The following is a 24,447-nucleotide window of genomic DNA, read 5'->3' on the forward strand; positions in this document are numbered from 1 at the left end:
ATTTAAATTACTATTAAACTACGCGTCGAACACTAATAACATCTAGGCTTGTCACATTAATATTAGCAGCAGCATCCACCCAAATAAGAAATCCATCCTCTATACGAATAAAGACTCCTGTTCCATCGATCTGATCTCCGCCTGAAAAAACGTTAATTCTGTCGCCTTCTCGTAAACCATCTAATCTTCTTCGCTCTCCAAAATTACCCAATTCTCTCACCTCCTCATGATCACTTTTTTTCGGATTCTATTATGTTCAATTTACATTATTTAAAATGCTATTAAGCTACGCGTCGAACACTAATAACATCTAGGCTTGTCACATTAATATTAGCAGCAGCATCCACCCAAATAAGAAATCCATCCTCTATACGAACAAAGACTCCTCTTCCATCAATCTGATCTCCGCCTGAAAAAACGTTAATTTTGTCGCCTTCTCGTAAACCGTTTAATCTTCTTCGTCCTTCAAAATCCACCAGTTCTCTTATTTCCTCACGTTCTCTTCTTCTTCTTCGGTTTCTATTACATTCATCACATTCACATCTACGTTCAAAAGACATTTAATATACCCCCTTTTTCCTAAAAATTGTTATTTGCATTATATATTATGAAAGAAATGAATTAATTGATTAGACTTTCTTCCTCTATCAAACATCCAATTAACTAATTTATCAAAAAAAAAATCACTAATTGTAACAATTGTACAAGCCATTTTGTATTACTTACATACATTAACAATGAGATGATAATCATCTTACTATACTCCAAATCCCAAATTACCAGTTCGTTAACTATCTTTAAAAGATAGAAAAAAGGACAGTCGAAAACTGTCCTTTTTTCTTATTTACAAAGATATATATTTGGGAAATTAAACACCTCTTACTAATAAATACATATATTATATAGTGCTCCAACACACTGCTAAATAAAACTCCACTAACAAAGAAAGAACTTATTTTCTATCTGTCAAGAATTTAAGTTCTTTTTAGTTATTTTACATTCATTTATATTAATGATAGGATCTTACCCTTTCCATATAATCGATTCTACGCTTTTTATCCTACGTTCCTTGCCCATGAGAGTTCTTCTCACTCTCAAAGAACTTTTGCAGCATGAAAGCTAAGATTCAGCAACTTCACATGTAGCATCACCACAATTCCTTTTTAATTATTTATTGGTTGTTCAGATAAATACGTATTAAACGCTTTAAATAAACAACTAAAACAACCTGATCAATTTCATTCCAAAATAGAGATTCTCCTAATTCACCTTAACTTTTTGTTTTTATAAACATCGCGGCTTTATTCAAAACTCCACGTCTTTTTTACAAATATCTTGACTGGGTTCTGGTGCAAAAACTTTGAAGTATATGAAAAAGGTCTATCAAACTTGGACATACTGATACTAGTACTCTAAAAAAGGATGTGATTGGTATGGAAAAGCGAAATCTATTCAAGTGGAAACATTATCAATCGGATATTAACTTATTAACCGTGAGATGGTACCTACGGTACAACCTCAGTTTTCGTGATTTAGTCGAAATGATGGAAGAACGTGGGCTATCCCTCGCTCATACAACTGTCATGCGATGGGTTCATCAATATGGTCCCGAATTAGATAAGCGAGTACGACGTCATCTTAAATCAACCAATGATTCTTGGTGAGTCGATGAGACGTATGTGAAAGTCAAAGGTCAATGGATGTACCTATGTCGTACTGTTGATTCAAAAGGAAATACAATTGATTTTCATTTATGAAAATCAAGAAATCATAGGGCTACAAAGCGTTTTTTCAAGAAAGATTTGCAGTCTTTTCATGTTTCAAACCCCCGTGTGATTACAGTAGGCAAAACCCCGGCCCATCCTATAGCGATTGAAGAGTTGAAGAAAGAGAAAAAGATACCTGTAGGCATCCAAATAAGGCAGGTAAAATACCTTAATAACATTGTAGAGCAAGATCATCGTTTTATAAAAAAAGAGTTCGTTCAATGTTAGGATTGAAATCTTTTCGTACAGCTAAATCTATTCTTTCAGGAATAGAAGCGATGCATATCATTAAAAAAGGCCAACTTATTTTACGAGACAATTCTGTCCAAAATGAAATGAAGTTTATTTATCAACTATTCGGAATGGCTGGATAAGAATAGATTCCATTAGGAATCTATATACCTCTTTCAAATAAATGCAATCCTTGCACCAGAACCGAAAATAATTCAAGAACATCCTTATTTGACACTCCCCCCCCTAAAGGGGCAAGCTGACTAACGTCAGTGGGATTCTTGCTACCAAAGGCGAAGTCCATTTCTGGTATCGCTGACGTGCAAGATTGCGGTGTGCCATCACCACTCTCACGACAGACCGTATAGGTTCGTGAGCTACGGTACTATAACCATACCGTACAGATCGTTGCGTGTTCATATGTTTTAGCGTCTTGTTCTTGACGACACATATCATTTTACCGATAGCGTGAATTCGGCTATCGAACTCCATATGATATCTTGTTTTCAAGGAACACATAGGCGTTTTAAAGACTTGTGCTTGTCTAGCGTTCAAGTATAACCAAAACACAACTGTTTTTCTATGAAAAAACGATGCTTTCATCCCATGCCTAAAGGCGGACTAAAGTCCGATAGGGGCTTTCCCACATCCCGAAATCTGTAAAAAGAATTGATAGAATGCGTGCGCGTGATCATGGTCACTATATTTTGATTGATGTTAGGATTAGTGTTCCTGCACATTTAAGTATCCAGCAAGGACACGATATTTGTAGAGAGATAAAAACAACTATTATGAAACAGGATTCGGAAGTATAAGAGGTATTAATTCACTTAAATCCGTGGTATGAAGAAAGATCAGTTCATTAAAGTTTTGAATTGTAAATGTACGTAATTAAGAAGGGGCCTATCAATGAAGAATAATGTTGGTGATAATCTTGATATTGGTAGCATATTAGTTTATAGAATTCATTTTTGTGTATAAGGGGAATGGATACAATGGACAGAGTAGGAAAAGATGATTTTGTTTCTGGATTTGTACCAAAGCATAACCATGGTTCAGTAGATTATACATCTGTTGAAGCGGGGCACGTACATCAATGTTTAGATGTAACATCTCCACCAATTCCAGCGCAAGATGGGGGACATATACATCATACGCAAGGATATGTTGTCTTCGAGGATGGACATACGCATTATTACAAGGCATACTCTGGACCAGCAATCCCAGTTGGGAATGGGATGCATGTTCATTATTACGATTTCTATACAACGGAAGATAATGGGCATAAACACCGTGTTAAGGGGGTAGATCAGCCCGCCCCAGGTGATAAATAAAGTTAATGCGAAAAAACCTTGTGTTGTTAAGGTGTAGGTTTTTTGTTTGTTATTTTAATAATTACAAACCTTAAAAGAAATTACTATACCTTCTAAATACACTATATTGGACTTATTTTTATACATAGCATAGTAGTTGGTTTTAAGGGGGAAGGAAGGGTTTTTATGTCTAAATATCAGCCTATTCCTGAACACTTTATCATGGATACACAACGGGCTATGTTGCTTCCACCAGAACTGAAAGCAGCACCTTCAGAATCATTAACAGAACAACTATTTATTGAAAGGTCCTTAACTGAAAATCGATTTTGGTTAAGGATTATGAAGGAACATGCTCTTTTCCTCAGTGAGGGATTTAATCGGAATGATAAAAATTTAATTCAACAAGTAGAGAAATTTTTTCATCTGTTTGACCACCATTTACAAAAAGCATTTTCTGTTCCTCAAACTGTTCAAGCGGTTAGATAATTAAATGAGGAAAGTATTCAGCTAGTTTATGTCTTTCGTAATTATAAAAGAAACCTTTTACTTTTAATTGTTAATTGTAAGGTGAAGGGTTTTAATTTTCTGTTATTAGTAGATCATATCGCGCGTGAAGCAGGATATTTGGGTCTGGTGCAAAAAGATGATAAATAAAAAAGAATCAAGGATTCCTAACGGAATCACCTGTTAAGCAGTTAATCCAAACAGCTGGTTGATAAAAACATTCTGATTTTGGACCAGAACCTAATATATGTATTTATTAGTAAGAGGTGTTTAATTTCCCAAATATATATCTTTGTAAATAATAAAAAAGGACAGTTTTCAACTGTCCTTTTTTCTATCTTTTAAAGATAGTTACCGAACAGGTAATTTAGGGTTTTGGGGTATAAGATGATTATCATCTCATTGTTAATGTATGTAAGTAATACAAAATGGCTTGTACAATTGTTGAAATTAGTAATTTTTTTTTGATAAATTAGTTAATTGGGCACTTGATAGAGGAAGAACATCTACTCCATTAATTTATTTCTTTCATAATATATAGTACAAATAAGCTTTTTAGGAAAAAGGGGTTATGTTAAATGTCTTTTGAACGTAGATGTGAATGTGATGAATGTAAAAGAAACCGAAGAAACAGAGACCGTGAGGAAGCAAGAGAATTGAGAAATTTTGAAGGACGAAGAAGATTAAATGGTTTACGGGAAGGCGACAAAATTAGAGTTTTTTCAGGTGGAGATCCGATCGATGGAATAGGAGTCTTTATTCGCATAGAGGCTGGATTTCTTATTTGGGTGGATGCTACAGCGAATATTAATATGACAAGCCTAGATGCTATTAGTGTTCAACGAGTAATTTAATAGCATTTTAAATAAATATAAGTAAAAGATAGGGGAAAGCTCTTATCTTATTTTTTTAGGAATTATTATGTTATGTAGATTAAATAAAGTATTTAAATACTTAAAAAGAAGGGATTTATATAAGATAAATCCCTTTAAAGAGTTAATTAGAAAGGTAGAATACATTATATGTGTAGGTTTTTAATTAGGTTTGTACATTTTTAATACATTTATTTATTTTATGTAAAAGGTGCCAAGAAATACTTTGTAGTTTTATTTCTTGGCATGGGTATTTATTTGGGTCATTTGGATGCCGACCTTACAATAGTATATGTCCGCTATATGAAATGGTTTGTTATTTATGTTCAGTTCAGTAAATTTAGAAAAAAAAAACACCTATTTTTTGATATGATCCCCTTATAGTAGACAGTAAAAAGAAAGCACATTAATCTGTTTACTATGGAGGGGATTTTTCTATGGGCAAAATTAGAGTAACTTATGATATAGAATTTAAGAAAAAAGCAGTAGATTTATACTTGAAAGAAGGAATGGGATACAAAACGGTTGCTAAAGAATTAGGAATTGATCACTCGGTAGTAAGACGTTGGGTGAAACACTTTGAAGCTGAAGGTATCAAAGGACTAGAAGAAAAACGTGGTAAAACGAAAGGTCCAGGTATAGGTAGACCAAAAACCAATCCAGAAGATCCAGAAGCTAAAATGAAACGATTAGAAGCGGAGAATGAAATGTTAAAAAAGCTCTTAGGGATGTAAAAGGAGGAGTGGAATCTGTACCAAAAACGAAGAAGTTTGAAGCCATCAAAGGGCTATCAGAAAAAGGTTATGCAGTTACCATTCTATGTGATATCGCTGGAGTAACTAGAGGTGGGTACTACAAATGGATAAAGCGACAGTTGATGCCTTCTGAAAAACAATTGGAGGATACCGAAATAAAAAAGAAGGTATTGGAGTGTCATAAAAAACTTAAAGGGATTTATGGATACAGGAGAGTACAAGTTTGGCTGAAAGCTACTTATAACCTTCATTTTAATCACAAACGTATACAAAGGTTGATGGGTGAACTAGGTATCAAAGCCATTATTAGGAGAAAACGACCTTATTACGGGAAGAAAGAGGCTTACGTGATTTCAGATAACCATCTGAACAGGGATTTTCAAGCTTCCAAACCAAACGAAAAATGGGTAACAGATATTACCTATTTGATTTTCAATGGACAGAGATTGTACTTATCCGCTATTAAAGACCTATACAACAATGAAATTGTTGCCTATGAAATTAGCCGTAGAAATGACCTGAAACTAGTACTAGACACACTTAAAAAGGCAAGAAAAAAACGAAACGTGAAAGGGATTCTCCTGCATAGTGATCAGGGGTTCCAGTACACATCTCGTCAATATACTCAACTACTCAAAAAATATCAGATGAAGGCTAGTATGTCCAGAAAGGGGAACTGTTGGGACAATGCTTGTATAGAAAGCTTCTTCAGTCACTTTAAGTCAGAGTGTTTTCACCTATACTCTTTCCGCACAGCTGATGAGGTTAAGTTTGCTGTGCGCAAATATATATACTTTTATAATCACCACAGGTTCCAAAAGAAACTAAATAACCTGAGTCCATATAAATATAGAACTCAGGTTGCTTAATTGTGTTTTTTGAATACTGTCTACTTGACAGGGGTCACTCCATTTTAATAGGTGTTTTTTTTGCAAATTGGCTTATAAATTAAGGGAAAGCTTTTTCTTTTAATTAAAACTTATTAATCTTCTCTATGATCATGTTCATGTTCTTTACAATGTCTGCGACGTTTACAACAGAAACGATCACAATCAGGTGAATTTATAGAGATTACGTTAATTTTGTTAATTGCAATACGTGCTAATCCCGGGAAACAATCAAAGTCAGATAAAATGATTACGTTGTTTCCTTGAAAACCTTGGAATGTTGCACTTGTAGGTGGTTGACAATCATATTGAATAACAATACAAGTACCAGGAGTTAATGTTCTTAAGAATTGTAATAACTCTGGATTGTTATTCATTTCTCTTCTATTGTCTTCTCTTTCTTCTTTTCTGTGATGTTCTCGTCTATGATGATCACATCTGTTAAAATCACAACCTCCACCAAAACCAAAACCCATAAAATTACCCCCTTTCGTTCGTCAGTACATCTTATGCTCGTCTAGAAAGGATGGTGTGAGTATATGAGTCTAGTTAAGTGTGGAATTTTTATGTAATTTTGAAATTTGTTTAATAAGGATCTTTTTATGTATTATCCCTTAAACATTATGTCCTAATAATGTATTACTAAAAATTTTGCCAACTTGTCTATTTCAATTCTTATGCTCGAACATATTCTATTTTGATAACTAATAATAAGTTAATTTAATAGAGTTACATTGTTAGGTGTCAAAATTAGAAGTAAAGGAAGGTGATAGAGAATGGATAATAATGAAATTCTAACTTTGTTACAAGCATTTCAATTGGTTGGGGCAAGAGTTGTATTATTTTTGCCATCATTTCACGTAGAAGGAATTATTACACAAATTGGAACAAATTTTGTTACTCTTCGTCGTGGTAATGGGGAAGCTATTGAAGTAGAAAGTAATGCGAACGGTGGAACTCTTGAAAATCCAAACCAAATTAGTGTTATGATTGCTAGCATTTTAGCGGTAAGTGATGATCGAGGAGCATAATAAATTAAAAATGTACTGGGTATTATAAATACCCAGTACATTTTTGTATAATGTGTTTACTATATAATACATACTTATTATAGGAGGGGTATAGGTGTGTCAGTTTTGTTTTAATTCTGATAATGGTAAACGTAAATTTAGATTGATTGATATAAATCCGATTCCTCTTATCGCTCCATTTAAATCAGGAAGGAATTTTGATACTTTATTAGAATCAGAAAAATCTTCTGATGTTTTATTAAAATCAAAAATGTCCTCTAACACCTCTTTAAAATTAAAGGGATCTTCTTCTAATCATTCAGTAGTGAATAGTTCTAGTAATAATTTTGCAGAATTAACAAATGAGATTAGAGAACTTTTATATGCCTATCAGTTGCTTCATTTACGTACTGCATTGTTTTTAGAAGAAATTCACATTAAAGGTTTTGTAATGAATGTGAGTCAAAATTTAGTTACTGTTATTGGACCCAATGTAGAAGTAGCAAGTAATTCAACTGGTAATATTATAGGTTTTCCGAACAAAATTAATGTTAGACTTGAGTCTATTCAAGCAATTGGTGATGTAAAATAGTTTTCTCGTTAAAATGTAAAAAACAATAGGGTAAAGAGTGATTTTTAATGTTGATTTATATTATATGGCAAAATTAAATCGAAAATGTATCAAGAATATTATCTTTTTCTTCTTTGTTAATTCCAATATATTTTAGATTGACACTCCTTGCCTCTTTAGGGATCGGAATGTTAAATTCATGCATATTAAGTAATATCAAGCACATAATAGCAGCGACATCGTGAAATATTAATCTGTACGTTAGAGTTACCCCTTATATTTTTAGAAGGCCCCTAATAAGGTTTCTTTTTGCTACACCTTTTGAGAATGACAAGCATATACTAAAGTGTGGGGGAAGCCACTATATATATAGGAGCATCTAGCAATTGTGGATGCTCTTTTTATTTGCACACAGAAAATTGCTAAAAATACTATATTGAAGGGGCTATTTTACAAACTCTTTTTTAGAGGGACATGTATTCCCCAATAGAGTAGTGTCATGTGAAAGGGAAAAATACAGCTATCTATCATTTTAGCCAAGAAGACTCCTTCCTCAAGGAACGTGAAGGGCCACAGCCTAGTGAGTAAATGGGAGATGAATGTCGGTTGGCGTAAGCCAAAATATTTGCTACCATATACTTGTACAGATTGCTCTTTGAAAACTGAAGATATGAGGTTGGTTGCAGAAATATCGTTGCAATCGTAAAATCTTCAACGTTCTATCGTCCCACGCTTGCCAAAGTTGCGAAAACCAAGCTAAAGTAGGGGGCGTGGTGAGTCAACGTACAATACATTCCAGTTCTCACCGTAGGAACTATGGGCAGAGCCTGCTAAGATAACTGGTGGATACATCGGTGTTCGCAGGAATCTCCCACTTCAAACGAGCCGCAAGGTCGTTAAGTGGGGGTAGTTCAATTCATTCTCATAACCTTTCAAGGACACTTAAGTTTTTTTGAATATACCTTTCATAATCAGGAATAGCTACTCTACCAAAAATAAAGTCAGCTTGTACATATTTTGTTTGGAAGTGTATCATAATTTGGAATTGAACAGTCTGTGTAAGTTCTATGCCTCTATTAAATAATCCTCGTAACAGAACTTTGCTGAACTAAAAGCCACTTAACCTTCTAACGGTTCTAATTGATTAAGCTATCCCTGTAGTTAAGAGAGGGATAGCTTCGTTTTTAAGGTTTAGTCCTGCGTTAACATCCCTATCGTTATGTGTACTGCAAGAAAGGTAATCACATTCACAATGATTAAGATTTTTAAAGTCTTTATTTTGGTAAATGCAATTCGAACATAACTGACTAAAAATAAACGCTTTTGATATAACAACAATTTTCTTCCCGTACCATTTTCTTTTTTAATTGAGTAAGCTCGTCAGAGAAAAAATGATACGTTAATCCTTTCCCCGCTTCTTTATAAGTATGATTCCACATAGCAAAAAACCGATTAAATTTAAAACAACCGTAACCAATGGTTCTCGTAATTAAAGCTTCTTATTCTTGATTCTAGTAAAAATGAAAAAACGTAGGCTTACGCCTACCGACATTCATCTCCCACCTAAAATTGGTATTCCACACCTTCACATTTTTGAGGAGGGAGTCTTCTGTCGAAAAGAGATAACAGTAATCTTTGCCCTAGAACTGTTTGTATTGTGTATTAAAATTCCTCTATTAATATATTTAAAGCTTTTGACTTTATCCTTTCATATTCCATAGCTTCAGCAAGTTCGTTAGCAAGTAATGGTGATTTTCTGACGTATTTTTCACGAATCACATCATACAATTCATATGGAAATAACATATCAATAAACATAATTTTCTTCTGCTCTGCTGTTAAAGGGGAAACTGACTCATATGCGTTAATCATAATTTGAAATTGGTCTGCATTCCAAACACCAGTTGTATCTAGTAGGGGAATAATCATTTTACGCAAGTCTCGAATAGGGAGATCGTAAGAAACTGTATCTAAATCAATTACCCAAATTTGATTGCTTGGATCTAATAAGGAATTTCCTGTTCCATAATCTTGATGACATAAATTGGGGAATGTTTGTAATTCATCAGTCCATTTTGTATATTCAGATTCCAATAGTCTTTGGTGTGTATGTTTTGCTTCTAAAATGAAAGCATCAATTTCAGCCAAATACAATTGTGAAAATGGGTCATCCGGCATAGTTGCGGATAAATTTTTCCAAATCTCCATCTGCTGAAATCTTTTAATGTAATGATTGGGCCAACGTCCCAGTTTTGTGAAGATAGGTATGCCTGGTGGCGGTTTGTAGCCAATAGAAGCTACATGAAAATCTGCTAACCCTTTCATAATCATTTCAAGGTCTTCTTGCATTGTAAGCTCAAACGGTCTTCCCTCAATCCACTCATAAACAACAAATAAAAATGGACCGTGTTTTGTATATAACTGATTCACTTTGCTTGGAATTATGCTCGGAACACGCATGCCTTTTTTGGCAAGATAATCTTGAGCATGAATGGAAAATAAAGCCTTTTTTTCAGGGCGATGAATTCTCTTTAAGCAAAATGGTCCATCTGTAGTATGAATTTTCCATACTAAGGCTAGTTGTCCACCTTGTATTAATTCGATTGTAGTCGCTTGAATGTCCCAATGTTGAATCATTGTCTCTGCCAATGCTACTAATTTTTGCTCCTCTTCGGGCGATAATGTATACACCGCTTCTTCATTATGATTCTCCACATATACCACCATCCTTTTATACTCTCTTATTACTGTATGGTGCATGACCATTTTTGCTCTAGCCATTTGCCTTTAAGAAAAAAAGTACTATTTACCAAATTTAATTATAAAAGATGAAAAAATGCTTGATAACTCACAAACATAAGGGTTTCTTCGTAACATATGAAGAAAGTTGTATTTTATGAAACAGGGAGGCGATTTAATGAAAATTGCGATAATATCGACTGAAAAGCTACCCGTACCAGCTGTACGAGGTGGAGCTATTCAAATTTATATAGATTCTGTTGCTTCCATTATTGCTTCAAATGGAAAAAATGTGACAGTTATTTCTATAACAGATCCTAATTTAAAATCAGAAGAAAAAAATCAAGGTGTAAGGTATATACGTTTTCCAGAAGAGGAGTATCTGCCTTATATTATTAAACATTTGAAACAGGAAAAATATGATGTGGTTCATCTATGTAATCGTCCCAATTGGATTACAATTTTACGTGAGGCGGCACCACAGACCAAATTCGTGTTAAGTGTGCATAATGAAATGTTTGCATACGAAAAAATAAGTGATAAAGAGGGCGAAGCATGTATTGCGGCTGCTTCCAAAATTGTAACAGTTAGTGATTATATAGGAAAAACAATTACCTCGCGCTTTCAAACTGCAAAAGCAAAGACAAGAACAGTATATTCTGGTGTAGATGTAAATGAATATTATCCTTCGTGGACCGTGAATGGTACAAAAGTTAAAAGTCATGTGCTAAAACAGTTGAATTTACAAAATAAAAAAATAGTTTTGTTTGTTGGACGCTTGAGCAAAGTAAAAGGTCCTCATATTTTGCTACAAGCTCTTCCTAAAATAATTGAGAAAAATCCAGACATTGTAATGGTTTTTATTGGTTCAAAATGGTTTGGAGATAACAATGTAAATAATTATGTAAAACATTTATATACCTTAGGTGCAATGTTTCCAGAACATGTAGTCTTTATTAAATTTGTTAAGCCAAAGGATATTTCAACACTTTATGCTATGTCAGATATTTTTGTTTGCTCTTCACAGTGGCAAGAGCCTCTTGCTAGGGTGCATTACGAAGCAATGGCAGCGGGGTTACCAATTATTACAAGTAATCGAGGCGGTAATCCTGAAGTTATTGAAGAAGGAAAAAATGGATATATTGTCAATGACTTTGAGAATCCTGATGCATATGCAGAAAAGATAATTAATCTTTTAAATAACGAAAATAAAAGAAAACAGATAGGGAAATATGGACGTGCGAAGGTCGAAAAAGAATTTAATTGGAACCGAGTTGCCACGGATTTAATGAAAGTGTATGGGGAAGTTTTATAAAATTTAAGAGGAGGGTGATGAAAGTTGGAAGAAACGACTGGATTAGAGAGTGAACATTTAAAAAAGGTCCTTAGCTTTTATCCATTTGAGGTAAGTAATATCATTTTACAGTCAAGCAGAAGTGGGAGAACAATTTGGGAAGTTGAAACAGAAGAAGGATTAAAAATATTAAAACAAGCACATATGCACCCCAAAAGGATGCTTTTTATTGCTGGAGCACATTTACATCTCCTTCAAAATGGATTGCCAATTACAAAAATTCATAACACAAAAAGAGGGGGCTTTTGTATTGGATCTGGTGAGTATGCGTATGTACTATATGATAAGCATCAAGGGAAAGAAGTTATTTATTATAATAAAGAACAATTAGAGAAGGTACTAATATATGCAGGTAAATTTCATCAAGCATCCGAAGGATATATTCCGATACAAGAAAGTAAAATTCGGGGTCGATTAGGTAAATGGCATAAATTATACAGATGGAAATTACAAGAATTAGAAGGAAACAAAAGGATTGCACTCTCCTTTCCAGATGATGTATTTTCAACTATGTTTTTAGAGTACGTCGATAAAATGTTAGCACGTGGTCAGAGAGCATTACAAGAAATAAATGATCCATATTTTGACCAATGGACAAAAGAAGTTATTGCATCTAACAGTTTTTGTCAGCAAGATTTTACTTTAGCAAGATTTGCAGAAATAGATGATGCTATGTTTATGAAAGAGCTACATTCTATTACAAGTGATTTACCCGTGAGGGACCTACGTATCTTTTTAAATAAAGTGATGAAAAAAATGTCAGTTTGGGATACTAATTTAGCAATTCATATGTTGAGTGCATATGATTCAGAAAATTCCTTATCAGAAAAACAATATCGTGTTCTTTGGACCGATTTATCGTTTCCTCACTTATTCTGTGCAATTGCACATAAATACTATTTAGGACAAAAGCGTTCTTGGTCTGATGAAAAGTATATTTGGGCATTGCAAAATATCATTGCACTTGAAGACTCTAAAGAAGAATTTTTACAAAATTTCTCTGATATTTACCACGAAATCAAGAGCAATAGCGGAGGGAAATAAGATGAATTCAGAACAAGAAGAGATAGTAATCCCTATTTTAGACTTAGAGAAATTTGTGTTTTCTCCACCAGGGCCAATGGGATGGGAATTGTCAGAGTATGAGCAGCAAAAAAATATTGTACTAAATGAATCTTCTGTGCTAGAGAATTTAGCGATTATTAAGGAAATAGAATTAGAGGAGTTACCCAAAATCGGATTGCTAGATTTAGAAGAACAATCCCCACAAAAAACTACAATAATTGATGAAGTAAAAGATAAAGAGGTTCAAAATGCAATAGAACTAGAAGAGCAATCCCCACAAAAAACTACAATAATTGATGAAGTAAAAGATAAAGAGGTTCAAAATGCAATAGAACTAGAAGAGCAATCCCCACAAAAAACTACAATAATTGATGAAGTAAAAGATAAAGAGGTTCAAAATGCAATAGAACTAGAAGAGCAATCCCCACAAAAAACTACAATAATTGATGAAGTAAAAGATGAAGAGATTCAGAAGACGAGGAAGAAGAAAACGAAGAAGAAGAAGAAGAAGAAAACGAAGAAGAAGAAAAATACAATAGAACTAAAAGAGCAATCCCCACAAAAAACTACAATAATTGATGAAGTAAAAGATGAAGAGATTCAAAATGCAATAGAACTAAAAGAACAAAATCCGGAACAAAATGAGGTCGTTCCAACTCAAATAGAAAAGCCAAAAGTAAAAGTCAAAATTATTACTCCCGATCATCCATTAAAAACCCCGTGGATAGCAAAATTAGTAAAGAACGCTAAGGAAAATGAATAATGAAATTTCCGCAAATATATTAATCTTTTCATATTCTTTCGACATAGTATATATAAATCTATATTGAAGGAGTTAGGTAAATGGCTGATGTGAAAAGAGCAAAAATAAAACTAGATGTTGAGAATGGCTTTAGTGTTAGTTCAGATGATGATTTACAGGAAGTTCTAAAATCTCTAGCTGAAATAATTCAATCTGGTACACATAATGGTGTAGAGGTTGAAATTCAATATGATGATGAAACAGAAGTTATCTTTACAGACGAGGACGAAGACGAAGACGAAGAAGACGAAGAAGACGAAGAAGAAGAGGACGAAGACGAAGACGAAGAAGACGAAGAAGACGAAGAGGACGAAGACGAAGAGGACGAAGAAGACGAAGAAGACGAAGAAGACGAAGAAGACGAAGAAGACGAAGAGGACGAAGACGAAGAAGACGAAGAAGACGAAGAAGACGAAGAAGACGAAGAAGACGAAGAAGACGAAGAAGACGAAGAAGACGAAGAAGACGAAGAAGACGAAGAAGACGAAGATGATGACGATGATGACGATGATGACGATGATGACGAAGACGATGATGATGATGATGATGATGACGATGATGATGATGACGAAGACGATGATGATGATGACGATGATGATGACGATGATGATGTAGATGATGATGATGATGATGATGATGATGATGATGATGATGATGATGATGATGATGACGATGATGATGACGATGATGATGTAGATGAAGACGATGAAGATGAAGACGAAGACGATGAAGATGAAGACGAAGACGACGATGACGATGGTGAAGAAGAAGACGCGTAAAATAATTAGCACTAAAATACGCTTGGTTCTCCAAGCGTTTTTTGTTCTTCAACATATACATAATAGGCAGCCTTTATCATTTTCCGACAGAAGACTCCTTCCTCAATTTGCGTGAAAGTGCGATAGCACCAGCAAATAGGTAGGAGATGAATGTCGGTTGGCGTAAGACAAAATGTTTGTTACCATATACTTGTACAGATTGCTCTTTGAAAACTGAAGATATGAGATTGGTTGCAGAAAAATCGTTGCAACCGTAAAATTTTCAACGTTCAATCACCCCACGCTTGCCGAAGTTGCGAAAGCCAAGCTCAAGTAGGAAGCGTGGTGAGCCAACGTGTAAGATACTTATGTTCTCACCGTAAGAACTGCGGACAGAGCCTGTGTGAATACATCAGTGTTCGCAGGAATCTCCCACTTCAAACAGACTGCAGGGTCGTTAAGTGGGGATAGTTCAAACAATTAGAATTTTGAGAGGGCGTATTAGATTTCTAGCAGGTTGATTAGTAGATTCTGCTACTTGTTTATATACCTGATCTAGTTTTTTTGCTGTATGCTCAAATGTAAAGTTTTCTTCCACAATTTTTCTTCCGTTTTCAGCAATCCATTGTGCAAATTCTCGTTGAGATAACAAAGCATGGACAAGTCTAGCAAACTCCATTGGATTATTATATTGTTCTACCAGGAAGCCGTTATATTCATCTGTTATAACTTCAGCATTTCCTCCACGGTTTGTTGTAATAATTGGGATTCCAGCAGCCATTGCTTCATAATGAACACGTGCCAATGGTTCGTTCCATTGTGAGCTACATATAAATATATCCCCCATTAGAAATATATTATGAATTTGATCTGCAGGAATAAATTTGGTGAAAATTATGTGTTCTTTAATTGGCCTAGCCATTCTATATAGCTTTTTAACATATTTATTTACTCGGTTATCACTAAACCATTTACCACCAACAATTACAAGTACCGTATCTTTATGCGTTTGAATAATCTTCTTCATAGCTTGAATGAGCAAGTCTGGACCTTTATTTTTGCATAATCGGCCAACAAATAGAATCACTTTTTTATCTTGGATACCGTATTTTGTCCGAAATGCATTTCTTATCTTTTGTCCTGTTGGTGTCCAGATGGAGGGAGATTGTTTTAAATTAACACCAGAGTAGACAATGGAAATCTTTTCTTCAGCTTGTGGAAATCTCTCAATCACAGTTTGTTTAATATAGTTACTAACAGTCACAATGGCGGTAACCATTTCAATAATAAGATTGCCTTCACAAATAGATAGTTTATGTTCAGCAAACATATCGTTATGAAGACCTAATACAAATTTACTGTGTGGAGAAGCTTGTTTATATAGAGGTATATTTTTAGGACGATTAAATACATGTATAATATCAAAGGTATTGGTTTGAAGTGTTCTTATAACATGCTGTTCATATTCTTTTTGAGGAAGATACACGTAATTGACATTATCTTGTGTTTTTTGATTTGGAAGACTTGGATCTGAAATAGAGAAAATAGTAAGTTCATAATCTTGACTTATATAGGGGGACACCCCATCAATCATCATTTGAATTGCTCCACCTTTAATCGCGGGAGATGGTAATTTCTCTGTACATATATATGCAATTTTCATAAACTAATCCCCTTTGTATAGTTGTTTTATATATTGATATTCTGCTTCCAGTCCGTCGAATAGGGAAACTGTTGGAGAATATTGCAGTAATGTACTAGCCTTAGATATATCTGCCCATGTTTGCTTCGGTTCCCCAGGAACTGATTTTAGAAAGTTTTTGGTTGCTGATTTACCTAATATTTTTTCTAACATAGAAATGATGTCCAAAATGGATGCTTGTTCTTTTCCACCGATATTGATAACTTCACCTATTATATTTTTTTTTGTTTCTAAAGCGGCCACCGTTCCTCTTATACAGTCATCAATATAGGTAAAATCACGTGTTTGTGTTCCGTCACCAAATATTGTGAGAGGTTTATCTTCTAGCATTTGTTTAATTAATCTATGAAATGCCATGTCTGGACGTTGCCTTGGTCCATACACTGTGAAATATCTTAAAATAACAATTGGTATGTGAAAATTTTTGTGATAAACCTGACACAAGTGTTCACCACTTAATTTTGTAACACCATATGGAGATAGAGGGGTAGGTAATAAATCTTCAGAAACTGCACCAGATTTTTCACCATATACAGAAGACGTTGATATATGAATAAATTTATCTAATTTTATGTGTTTACAGGCTTCAAGTAACTGCTGTGTAACCATTATATTATTTGTAACATAAGGCTGAAAATCTTTTCCCCAGCTTGTTCTCACACCAGGGATAGCAGCTAAATGATAAATAACATCTACATCTTGTAATAATTTGGATAAATCTGCAGTTAAAATATTTTCTCGTATGAATTGAAAACGTGAATTCAATTCGAGAGATTGGATATTGTCTGTTTTTAAAGCTGCTGGAGTAGGACCGATGAAATGATCAATTCCAACTACATGATATGCACTATTTTTAAGTAACGCTTGACACAAATGAGAGCCAATGAAACCAGCGGCTCCTGTTACAAGTATTTTCATGACCGACCCACTCCAATATATTGTAATCCGTATTTTTCTACTTCATCCTTTTCAATGCAATTGCGTCCATCCACGATTGTGCATCCCTTCATAACTTGTTTGACTTGTTTCCAATTAAGTGTTTTAAATTCATTCCATTCCGTGGCGATAATAATGCAATCAGAATTTGTAATTGAAGATTCTAGGTTATCATGTTGTGTAACTTGTCTTTTTAAATGTGAAGGAAGAAAAGCTTTGGGGTCATAAGCATGTAGATCATAGCCATGAGGGATTAACTTTTCAAGAAGTATTACGGCAAGGGAGCTACGAATATCATCAGTATTTGGCTTAAAAGCAATTCCTAAAACCGTTATTTTTTTTGAAGAAGGTTCTTTTATAGCTTTTTTAATTTTTTCAACATAGAGATCTATCTGTGTGGAGTTAATGGATTGTACAGCTTGTAAAATAGGAACTGCTACGTGCCTATCATTTGCTGTATAGATGAGTGAATGTAAATCTTTTGGGAAGCATGATCCTCCATACCCCATTCCCGCCTGAAGAAAATGAGGGTTAATTCGAAAGTCATAGCCAATTCCTTTTGCCACTTCAACAATATCAATGTTATATGCATCACAAATTCGAGAAATTTCATTTATAAAAGATATTTTGGTAGCCAAAAATACATTAGATGTATATTTGATCATCTCTGCTTCATTTAAACCTGTACAAAGGAAAGGAGCGCTAATCCCTTTATATATATCCTGCATAATTTTTAACGACTTTGTGTCACCTTTTTGGATACCTATAATAGTTCTATCTGGAATGAGCATATCGTGAACAGCAGAGCCTTCGCGAAGAAATTCAGGATTGGAAACAATATTGAATAAGGCCGATGAAACCCCACGTTTAATAAGTGTTTCATATAATTGTTGATTTGTACCTGGTGGAACTGTGCTTTTCGTAATAATAGTTTTATACGATGTAATAGCTGGAACTAGTAGATCAATGACGGAATAGATATATTTTAAATCCGTCTTTCCACTTGATGTAGAAGGGGTTCCTACAGCAATAAAAATAACGGGTGATTGTCGAATAGCATTATCGATATCACAACTGAATTGTAATCGGTTTATATTTTTATGAATAAGCTCCTTTAAATCCGGTTCATAAATGGGACATTCCCCCTTTTGGAGAGAATGAATTTTTTCTTGATCCTTATCTACACATATAACATCATGACCTAAATCTGCTAATACTGCTGCTGATGTGATTCCCACATAACCAGAGCCTATAATACATATATCCATATGATAATCACCTCTCTGAACTTAGTACTATTGTACTAGTTGTTACAGTATATTGATGGACAAGATGGATTGGTGACAAATGAAAGGGCCTATTCATATAAGCAATGAAAGCAATCACAAGGTAAAAGCCTCTTTTGGAATAGTCATGCGCGGGTAAGGAGGTTACTGAATATTAATATTGTAAACACTCGAGGGAGCGAGAGATTAGTGATTAAAAAAGCAATCATTCCAGCCGCTGGTTACGGCACAAGGAGCCTTCCAATTACAAAGGTAATTCCAAAAGAAATGTTTCCAATAGGTAATAAACCTGCGATTCATTATATTGTGGAAGAGGCTGTAAAGTCAGGTATTGAACAAATATTAATTGTACTTTCTAGCAGAAAGGATTTAATAGTTGATTACTTTGATTATTCATTAGAATTGGAGGCTTTTTTAGAAAAAGAAAAAAAAGCCCATCTGTTAAAAGGGCTTGCTATTCCTAATGTTCAAATCCATTATATAAGACAGCCATATGCGAGAGGACTTGGTGAGGCGATAAAATTAGGTGAAACATTTATTGGTAATGAACCTTTTGCTGTACTCTTGCCAGATGATATTGTAGTTTCGGATAAAGAAACTGCTTTAAATCAATTAATTAGTATTTATAAAGAGACGAAAAATAGTGTAATAGGCATTCATACGGTACCAGATGAGTGCATAGAGAAGTATGGTATTATTGAAGGAAATATTGTAAAGGGTAATTACATGAACATTACAAATATTATAGAAAAGCCAAAAGTAAATCCTCCATCTAATCTTGCAGTAATTGGCAGATATGTTTTCACGCCTGATATTTTTCCTTTATTAAAAAACATTCAACCTGGTGTTGGGGGGGAATATCAATTAACAGATGCGATTCATTCTTTAATTAGGACTAAAAAAGTATATGGAAAAATGATTGATGGGAAACGATTTGATATCGGACAAGAAGATGAATATATGCAGCTTCTTAATCTAATATATGGACAAAATAAAACAGGTAAAAATTAATTTATGGAAAAGGATTCAACCAACATACACTTGAAGTCAACAAGCGATTCCTGAAGATTTGATGAAACATATATATAAGTTAAGGGTAATTAAATATATTTATATCGTACCTTTGAATCAGAAGAGAATACAATCGATTTTCATTTAAACAAGAAAAGAAATCATACGGCTGCAAAGTGCTTTTTCAAAAAGCCTTGCGGTCTTTTCATGTTTCAAATCCTCATGTTATCGCAGGAGAACAAAATTCAACCTAACCGATTGTAATTGCAAAAAGAAAAAAGATACCCGTAGGCATCTCAATCAGACAAGTGAAATATCTAAATAACATTACGGAACAGATCATTGTTTTATTAAGAAACGGGATCTTACCGACATTACCGCCAACCAAATATACATTCATACCCATAATCGATAGAAAACATCATTATATGTATCTCCTTACGACAAAAAATGGATTGCGAACCCTCAGTCATTCAAGAATCCGGTTCATTGATCCGTTAGAATTAGAGCTCGCAACTTTAGTCATGGGAGTATTAATTCAGATTATTCCCGATATTTTTTAGCTTTTGAGTACTTTCCTGAAAAAATTCGTAATGCTGAGTCTTTATCTTCATAAAACAGCATCTTCACACAACGGATACCTTCAACTATCCCCCATCCCGATTAAGCTACTTCACTTCTCTATCAAATGAAACTTTTATGTATTATCTCACATTCTATTGCAACAAGCATATATTATATAGAAAACATTCCTTTCTAACGAAACTCATTAGGCCCTTTTATAGGGCTTTTTTTATTGTATGATTTTTTAATCGGGTATATACCTTAATTTATACTTAAATATTTCCAAAGGTTTTTGTAATTAATTGATGTTTAGATGTCTATTTAAACTAAATATAACAAATTTGGTTTTATGACGTGGGAATTTCATTTGAAAAATGATAATAAATATATGCATCCAACACTTTATGTTTTGCTTGTTTTATATGTTAATTGTTTATATGTTTTATATGTTTATATGTTTTAAGAGCATGAAATGTCTTGATATATAAGGGATTATAACTCTTGATTATAACAAAAGTGGTTCTAAAGATAACAAAAATGGTTTTAACTACAACAAAAATGGTTTTAAAGATAACAAATTTGGTTGCTTAACTCTAACAAAGATGGTTTTAAAGGTAACAAACTTGGTTTAATCATAACAAACTTGGTTTTAATCATAACAAAAATGGTTTTAAAGATAACAAATTTGGTTGCTTAACTCTAGCAAAAATAATTCTAAAGATAACAAATTTGATTGCTTAACTCTAGCAAAAATAATTCTAAAGGTAACAAATTTGGTTGCTTAACTCTAGCAAAAATAGTTCTAAAAATAATAATTTTAGTTTTAACCATAACAACAATGGTTCTAAAGGTAACAAATTTAGTTTTAACCATAACAACAGTGGTTCTCAAGATAACAAATTTAGTTTTAACCATAACAACAGTGGTTCTCAAGATAACAAATTTAGTTTTAACCATAACAACAATGGTTCTCAAGATAACAAATTTAGTTTTAACCATAACAACAATGGTTCTCAAGATAACAAATTTGTTTATATACTTTACCACTCTAAATATTCCCAACAATTTTCACTATTTAAATGATTTTCAGAATAATTTTATATAAAACAAAGGACTTCTCAACAATAATAGTGAGAATGAAATTTCTGAATTAATAAAAAATTAATTATAACAAAGGGAAGATATTTGTTATAGTTAATAGAACAGTAGAGGTAAGAAAGAAGGGACGTATGTAGGTATGTCTAAAAATCAAGATTTGCAGATTAAAGAAAATAATATTGTTTCAAAATCAAATACTTTAATTGAAGCAAATTCACGTTTGAATTTAGTAGAACAAAAAATATTACTTTGTTTGGCTAGTAATATTGAACCCAATGATCGGGATTTTAAAACTTACACATTCCCCATCAAACATTTTCATGATCTACTTGATCTAAATGGATCTACTAAATATTCGGAGTTAAGTAAAATTACAAAGGAATTATTATCAAAAGTAATTGAAATTCGGACGGGGGAAGAGCTGATACAGGTATCTTGGCTTTCTTCAGCAATTTACAACAGAAATAAAGGAACAATTGATATGCGTTTTGATCCGTTATTAAAGCCATTTCTATTAGAATTAAGTAGCAAGTTTACAAGCTATAGATTAGCTAATGTTATTAAATTGAAAAGTACATACGCTATACGTATTTATGAACTACTTAAACAATATGAAGATTTAAAGGAACGTACAATTAGTCTAGAAAATTTAAGGTATTACTTAGATGCAATGGATATATACCCTAACTATGCAAATTTTAAGCAACGTGTATTAAAACCTTCTCAAAAAGAATTGGACCAAAAAACAGATATTTCTTTTGAATTTGAAGAAATTAAATTAGGCAGGAAAGTACAAAAAATTAAATTTATTATCCGTGGCCAAAAAAAGAAAGATAACAATTTAGTTCATTTTGAAAAAAATTTAGATAAATTTCAACAGCCCAATACATTTGAACAAAAAATTAAAAATTTTGAAGAACGCTGTAAAGAAAAAGTGTTGCCTAAAGTGTTAAAAAAATGGGAAGCTCATAAAGAAATTGTATTAGAAATAATTGAGGATATACGATTTCGTTCAAATATTGATTCTCCAATAGGTTATGTAGAATTCACTCTAAATTCCCGATTAAAAGAACTGGCTAATAAAGAAATATCAACCCAAAGTAGTCAAATTGAGAATAAGTCTCCTAATAATAGAGTATTAGAGATTGAAAACATTATAGATTTAGTTATCAGTAAATATTCAAAATCTACAGGTGCTGTAGCTACATTTTTAGTTAAAGATACAGCAATTGAGAAACTAGTGAGAGTAGTTACATTAGAAGAAGCTGAAGCCATTTGGATAGAACACGAAATATTTGTCATGGATAAAATTTATGAATACATTAAAAAGAATAGAAGAAAGAAAAGATACTAGATTTAAAATAAAGTTGGATCATGTTGTTTACCTGAATCCCTATAAATATGTAGGAACTGTCCACTTAATAGAATCATACCCAAACTGAATTTTCTCCGCTGTATAGCTACATCCACCTACACCCGGATAAACAGGTGAAAATACATCGGGGAATTGAAATGCAGTTGAATCTAGTGTACAAAACCAACAACTCTAGCAAAATCTCGTAAGAAATTTGAAAACAAGCAGTTTTGAATTTCTTGAGCAAGTAATTGGAATTCATCACATACAGAAATAGAGATACAAAACGCCATCCTTTCCTCTTGTTCTACAGGAAGAATAGCGTATTTTTTATTTTAGGGAGGCATTTTTTCAATTAACTTGATATCAATGGGATTATTATATGATTCTGAGGAAATTGTATCCTAAAGACTAAAAGTTTTACTAGGACAGCTTTCAAAAAAATAAAAATCAAGGATTAATTGAACATTGAATTTGCACACAATTTATTAACAGAATTCTCATTTGATGACGTACTTTTTTGAACTCCCCCCACTTTCACTTCGTTTAGAAGAGGGGGATTCCTAAGTAAAGAGTTCTATCGAACTCTAATTTATTAGGCTATCACCACAGTCCCTGCGGTTAGAAGCCTTATCGCTTCATTCTTTAGATTGATACTTGCGTTAATATCCCTATCATGGTGTGTACGACAAGAAGGGCAGTCCCATTTACGTAGGTTTAGATTTTTAACGTCTTTGTTTTGATATCCACAACAAGAACATAATTGGCTTGAAGCAAATGTTTTCGATACCACAATGACTTGTTTGCCGTACCATTTTGCTTTGTATTCCAACATAGTTCGAAACTGAGACCATGATACCTCACTAATTGCTTTTGCTAACTTATGATTCTTTAACATATTTGATACTTGCAAATCCTCTATACCGATAACATCGTGGTTTTTGATGATTTCAGTCGAGATTTTGTCCAAGTAATCTTTTCTAGCATTCGTCATGTATTCATGAATTCTAGCTACTTTTACTCGTTGTTTATTCCAGCGAGAAGATCCTTTCATTCTTCTAGAAAGAACACGCTGTGCTTTTGCCAACTTCTCTTCTAATGATCGAAAAAACTTCGGATTTTCATAGGTTGTTCCATCTGACAAAATGGCGAAATCTTTTAGTCCCACATCCATTCCAATGTAAGAATTTGTTTTCGGAAGTTCTTGCACTTCTGTTTCAACTAACAATGACACAAAGTATCTGCCAGAAGGGTTCCGTCTAACTGTAGCATTTAAAATACGTCCTGTTACTTCACGACTTTTGGCAAATCGAACAAGACCTAGTTTTGGCAATTTTATTTTGTTTCCTACAACGGCAATGTTTTCATTTGTTTGTTTTGTGGTATAAGATTGTACGTTGTTCTTCTTAGATTTGAAACGCGGGGCATTGTTTTGTTTTTTGAAAAGGCGTGTATAAGCATCCGCAAGGTTGCGAACAGACGACTGAATCGCGATACTATCCACTTCTTTTAGCCAAACAAACTCTTTCTTCATGGCAGGGAGTTTGGCAGAGCATGTACCATATGTCAAACCTTTCCCTGTTTCTTTGTATGCACTATCCCATAGAGATAGGAAATGATTGAATACAAAACGAGAACAGCCAATCGTTTTATTGATTAGGGTTGCTTGTGCTTTATTTGGATAGATACGAAATTTATATGCTTTATTAATCATCATTCATTGCACCTCCATTTCGGTATGTTTCTATTATACAACAAACATACATTCGATAGGTAGTGAAGTAACAGTTTATGTATGTCGAACAATTAAGATGGCTTCCTGCCATCCCTTGTCCGAAGCCAATTCATCTCCCACCTACTCACTAA

18 protein-coding genes and 8 pseudogenes are annotated in these 24,447 nt (G+C 33.5%); 16 read left to right on the forward strand and 10 right to left on the reverse strand.

Annotated elements, in window-relative coordinates:
- Nucleotides 1-13: 13 nt before the first annotated feature.
- Nucleotides 14-229: pseudogene (locus ACP6L7_RS35525) on the reverse strand (hypothetical protein); the annotation flags it as partial.
- Nucleotides 230-281: 52 nt separating this feature from the next.
- Nucleotides 282-560, reverse strand: coding sequence for a hypothetical protein (locus ACP6L7_RS35530; protein ID WP_097833030.1), 279 nt, complete (start codon nucleotides 558-560; stop codon nucleotides 282-284).
- Nucleotides 561-1,433: 873 nt separating this feature from the next.
- Between ACP6L7_RS35530 and ACP6L7_RS35535 the strand changes: the two are divergent.
- From ACP6L7_RS35535 to ACP6L7_RS35565, 7 genes and pseudogenes are all read left to right on the forward strand, one after another.
- A pseudogene (locus ACP6L7_RS35535) lies at nucleotides 1,434-2,140 on the forward strand (IS6 family transposase).
- Between the two features lie 516 nt (nucleotides 2,141-2,656).
- Nucleotides 2,657-2,812: pseudogene (locus tag ACP6L7_RS35540) on the forward strand (cation transporter dimerization domain-containing protein); the annotation flags it as partial.
- 180 nt (nucleotides 2,813-2,992) lie between these two features.
- On the forward strand, nucleotides 2,993-3,331 hold the full coding sequence (locus ACP6L7_RS35545) for a YmaF family protein (RefSeq protein ID WP_097833031.1): 339 nt from the start codon (nucleotides 2,993-2,995) through the stop codon (nucleotides 3,329-3,331).
- Nucleotides 3,332-3,496: 165 nt separating this feature from the next.
- Nucleotides 3,497-3,937, forward strand: a pseudogene (locus ACP6L7_RS35550) (DUF2935 domain-containing protein); the annotation flags it as partial.
- 458 nt (nucleotides 3,938-4,395) lie between these two features.
- Nucleotides 4,396-4,671: a hypothetical protein gene (locus tag ACP6L7_RS35555; protein ID WP_327819350.1), complete on the forward strand. Its 276-nt coding sequence runs from the start codon at nucleotides 4,396-4,398 to the stop codon at nucleotides 4,669-4,671.
- Between the two features lie 455 nt (nucleotides 4,672-5,126).
- Nucleotides 5,127-5,423, forward strand: coding sequence for a transposase (locus ACP6L7_RS35560; RefSeq protein WP_000516528.1), 297 nt, complete (start codon nucleotides 5,127-5,129; stop codon nucleotides 5,421-5,423).
- An 8-nt stretch (nucleotides 5,424-5,431) separates the two neighbouring features.
- Nucleotides 5,432-6,313: an IS3 family transposase gene (locus ACP6L7_RS35565; RefSeq protein ID WP_430528867.1), complete on the forward strand. Its 882-nt coding sequence runs from the start codon at nucleotides 5,432-5,434 to the stop codon at nucleotides 6,311-6,313.
- Between the two features lie 113 nt (nucleotides 6,314-6,426).
- Here ACP6L7_RS35565 and ACP6L7_RS35570 read toward each other — a convergent pair whose 3' ends face one another.
- Nucleotides 6,427-6,807 (reverse strand): hypothetical protein, encoded by a 381-nt coding sequence (locus ACP6L7_RS35570; RefSeq protein ID WP_430529865.1) that lies wholly within the window; start codon nucleotides 6,805-6,807, stop codon nucleotides 6,427-6,429.
- A gap of 300 nt (nucleotides 6,808-7,107) precedes the next feature.
- On the opposite strand from ACP6L7_RS35570, the gene ACP6L7_RS35575 reads away from it, so the two are divergent.
- Together ACP6L7_RS35575 and ACP6L7_RS35580 are read left to right on the forward strand one after the other, a co-directional pair.
- Nucleotides 7,108-7,362, forward strand: coding sequence for a hypothetical protein (locus tag ACP6L7_RS35575; RefSeq protein ID WP_264541442.1), 255 nt, complete (start codon nucleotides 7,108-7,110; stop codon nucleotides 7,360-7,362).
- A 94-nt stretch (nucleotides 7,363-7,456) separates the two neighbouring features.
- Nucleotides 7,457-7,933 carry a hypothetical protein gene (locus ACP6L7_RS35580; protein ID WP_430529866.1) on the forward strand — a complete coding sequence of 159 codons (477 nt, stop codon included), beginning with the start codon at nucleotides 7,457-7,459 and terminating at the stop codon, nucleotides 7,931-7,933.
- Nucleotides 7,934-9,056: 1,123 nt separating this feature from the next.
- Here the strand turns inward: ACP6L7_RS35580 and ACP6L7_RS35585 are convergent.
- Together ACP6L7_RS35585 and cotI are read right to left on the reverse strand one after the other, a co-directional pair.
- Nucleotides 9,057-9,275: pseudogene (locus ACP6L7_RS35585) on the reverse strand (zinc ribbon domain-containing protein); the annotation flags it as partial.
- Between the two features lie 299 nt (nucleotides 9,276-9,574).
- Nucleotides 9,575-10,678, reverse strand: a complete 1,104-nt coding sequence (gene cotI, locus ACP6L7_RS35590) for a spore coat kinase CotI (protein WP_016119603.1) — start codon at nucleotides 10,676-10,678, stop codon at nucleotides 9,575-9,577.
- Nucleotides 10,679-10,829: 151 nt separating this feature from the next.
- Between cotI and ACP6L7_RS35595 the strand changes: the two genes are divergently transcribed.
- From ACP6L7_RS35595 to ACP6L7_RS35610, 4 genes and pseudogenes are all read left to right on the forward strand, one after another.
- Nucleotides 10,830-11,966, forward strand: coding sequence for a glycosyltransferase family 4 protein (locus ACP6L7_RS35595; protein WP_097833036.1), 1,137 nt, complete (start codon nucleotides 10,830-10,832; stop codon nucleotides 11,964-11,966).
- Between the two features lie 24 nt (nucleotides 11,967-11,990).
- The gene (gene cotS, locus ACP6L7_RS35600; protein WP_012260011.1) at nucleotides 11,991-13,049 is read left to right on the forward strand and encodes a spore coat putative kinase CotS; all 1,059 of its coding nucleotides are present in this window, start codon (nucleotides 11,991-11,993) and stop codon (nucleotides 13,047-13,049) included.
- Between the two features lies 1 nt (nucleotide 13,050).
- Nucleotides 13,051-13,557: pseudogene (locus tag ACP6L7_RS35605) on the forward strand (hypothetical protein); the annotation flags it as partial.
- 356 nt (nucleotides 13,558-13,913) lie between these two features.
- Nucleotides 13,914-14,651: an AAA family ATPase gene (locus tag ACP6L7_RS35610; protein WP_430529867.1), complete on the forward strand. Its 738-nt coding sequence runs from the start codon at nucleotides 13,914-13,916 to the stop codon at nucleotides 14,649-14,651.
- 451 nt (nucleotides 14,652-15,102) lie between these two features.
- Here ACP6L7_RS35610 and ACP6L7_RS35615 read toward each other — a convergent pair whose 3' ends face one another.
- From ACP6L7_RS35615 to ACP6L7_RS35625, 3 genes are read right to left on the reverse strand one after another with little or no spacing between them, the layout of a single operon-like run.
- Nucleotides 15,103-16,293 carry a glycosyltransferase family 4 protein gene (locus ACP6L7_RS35615; protein ID WP_264541437.1) on the reverse strand — a complete coding sequence of 397 codons (1,191 nt, stop codon included), beginning with the start codon at nucleotides 16,291-16,293 and terminating at the stop codon, nucleotides 15,103-15,105.
- A 3-nt stretch (nucleotides 16,294-16,296) separates the two neighbouring features.
- Nucleotides 16,297-17,250, reverse strand: coding sequence for an NAD-dependent epimerase/dehydratase family protein (locus tag ACP6L7_RS35620; protein ID WP_264541436.1), 954 nt, complete (start codon nucleotides 17,248-17,250; stop codon nucleotides 16,297-16,299).
- Complete coding sequence (locus ACP6L7_RS35625; protein WP_430529868.1) at nucleotides 17,247-18,536, reverse strand: UDP-glucose dehydrogenase family protein; 1,290 nt, start codon at nucleotides 18,534-18,536, stop codon at nucleotides 17,247-17,249. The genes ACP6L7_RS35620 and ACP6L7_RS35625 overlap by 4 nt, the downstream gene beginning before the upstream one ends.
- Before the next feature lie 207 nt (nucleotides 18,537-18,743).
- Between ACP6L7_RS35625 and ACP6L7_RS35630 the strand changes: the two genes are divergently transcribed.
- From ACP6L7_RS35630 to ACP6L7_RS35640, 3 genes and pseudogenes are all read left to right on the forward strand, one after another.
- Entirely contained in the window at nucleotides 18,744-19,565 is an 822-nt protein-coding gene (locus ACP6L7_RS35630) for a UTP--glucose-1-phosphate uridylyltransferase (protein ID WP_264541434.1), read from the forward strand.
- A 93-nt stretch (nucleotides 19,566-19,658) separates the two neighbouring features.
- Nucleotides 19,659-19,926: pseudogene (locus ACP6L7_RS35635) on the forward strand (DDE-type integrase/transposase/recombinase); the annotation flags it as partial.
- Between the two features lie 1,440 nt (nucleotides 19,927-21,366).
- A complete protein-coding gene (locus ACP6L7_RS35640) occupies nucleotides 21,367-22,581 on the forward strand; it encodes a replication initiation protein (RefSeq protein ID WP_430529869.1) in 1,215 nt (404 codons plus the stop codon).
- An 11-nt stretch (nucleotides 22,582-22,592) separates the two neighbouring features.
- Here the strand turns inward: ACP6L7_RS35640 and ACP6L7_RS35645 are convergent.
- Together ACP6L7_RS35645 and tnpB are read right to left on the reverse strand one after the other, a co-directional pair.
- A pseudogene (locus tag ACP6L7_RS35645) lies at nucleotides 22,593-22,755 on the reverse strand (IS4 family transposase); the annotation flags it as partial.
- Between the two features lie 421 nt (nucleotides 22,756-23,176).
- Nucleotides 23,177-24,298 carry an IS200/IS605 family element RNA-guided endonuclease TnpB gene (gene tnpB, locus ACP6L7_RS35650; RefSeq protein WP_430529870.1) on the reverse strand — a complete coding sequence of 374 codons (1,122 nt, stop codon included), beginning with the start codon at nucleotides 24,296-24,298 and terminating at the stop codon, nucleotides 23,177-23,179.
- Nucleotides 24,299-24,447 lie beyond the last annotated feature (149 nt).

The sequence above is a fragment of the Bacillus silvicola genome (assembly GCF_050524305.1).
In the GTDB taxonomy this organism is placed as follows: domain Bacteria; phylum Bacillota; class Bacilli; order Bacillales; family Bacillaceae_G; genus Bacillus_A; species Bacillus_A cereus_AT.